A 650-nucleotide genomic window follows, 5' to 3' on the forward strand; every position below is an offset into this window, starting at 1 on the left:
CGCGGACTGGCGACGGTGCAGGGCATGGTCGCCGCGGCGCTGCGCCGCTGGGGCACCGCCGAGCAGCGCGCGCTGTGGCTGCCGCGGCTGGCCGACGGCAGCCTGACCGCGGGCTTCGCCGCCACCGAGGACGGCGCCGGCAGCGAACTGTCCGCCGTCGCCACAACGATCGAGGACGCCGGGGACGGCACCCACGTCACGGTCACCGGACGCAAGAAGTGGATCACCTTCGGGCAGATCGCCGACGTGCTGCTCGTCCTCGGACGGTACGACGGCAAACCGGCCGCAGTGCTCGTCGAGACCGACCGGGACGGTGTCGAGCGGGAGCCGGTCGGCGGCCAACTGGGCATGCGGGCCGCGCAGATCGCACACATTCGCCTCGACGCCGTACGGGTGCCGCGCGGCGCGCTCGTCGCCCCCGCGGGCGCGGGGCTCTCCCATGTCGCCGCCGTCGCGCTCGACCACGGCCGGTTCACCGTGGCGTGGGGCTGTGTCGGCATGGCCGAGGCATGCGTGGCGGACGCCACCGCGCACGCCGCCGCCCGCAGCCAGGCCGGAGTCGCCCTCGCCGCGCACCAGTCGGTGCGCGCGCTGCTCGCCCGCACGGCCGTCGAGACGGCCGGTGCGCGTGAACTCGCCCTGCGGGCGGC

1 protein-coding gene is annotated in these 650 nt (G+C 76.5%); it reads left to right on the plus strand.

The window, feature by feature from the left end; genetic code table 11:
- Positions 1-650 (plus strand): acyl-CoA dehydrogenase family protein (locus AN218_RS12475; RefSeq protein WP_244900415.1); only part of this gene is annotated, 650 nt, incomplete at both ends.

The organism is Streptomyces nanshensis, assembly GCF_001751255.1.
Taxonomy (GTDB): domain Bacteria; phylum Actinomycetota; class Actinomycetes; order Streptomycetales; family Streptomycetaceae; genus Streptomyces; species Streptomyces nanshensis_A.